The 305-nt window shown below is 51.8% G+C and carries 1 protein-coding gene; it reads left to right on the top strand.

The window, feature by feature from the left end; all coding sequences use genetic code 11:
• The first annotated feature begins 79 nt into the window (after positions 1–79).
• Positions 80–256 (top strand): helix-turn-helix domain-containing protein, encoded by a 177-nt coding sequence (locus tag E1297_RS51050; RefSeq protein WP_368669412.1) that lies wholly within the window; start codon positions 80–82, stop codon positions 254–256.
• Positions 257–305 lie beyond the last annotated feature (49 nt).

The raw sequence follows: 305 nt of genomic DNA, 5'->3' as shown, positions 1-305 counted from the left end.
AAGGCGCTCCCGCGCAAGCGGGAATTCCTGCTTCCCGTTTGTTCTTGCATTTTGAGTTCTTTCCAGGAAAGACTCAAGCATGCGCCGCGCAATCAAGGTCAGGCTGTATCCCACGAAGGAACAGATCAAAGAACTGGACTTCCAATTCGGCGCTGCCCGTTGGGTGTTTCACAAAGCCCTGGAACTAAGATCCTTGTTCTGGAAAAAGCGTAAGGAAAGTACCTTCAAGCCAGATCCAATCAAGAGATTGCCGTAGCTGAATCAGGCGACGGCTAGGCAGTCACCTGCCGCTTCAGGAGTTTGAG

This window comes from Roseibium sp. RKSG952 (assembly GCF_009711355.1).
Note: the sequence above shows the minus strand (reverse complement) of the source record. Positions and strands in the feature narration are given on the sequence as shown.

What these genes read in the sequence shown, in the direction of transcription:
- E1297_RS51050 (WP_368669412.1), top strand. Translation starts at nt 80, where the DNA reads ATGCGCCGCGCAATCAAGGTCAGGCTGTATCCCACGAAGGAACAGATC.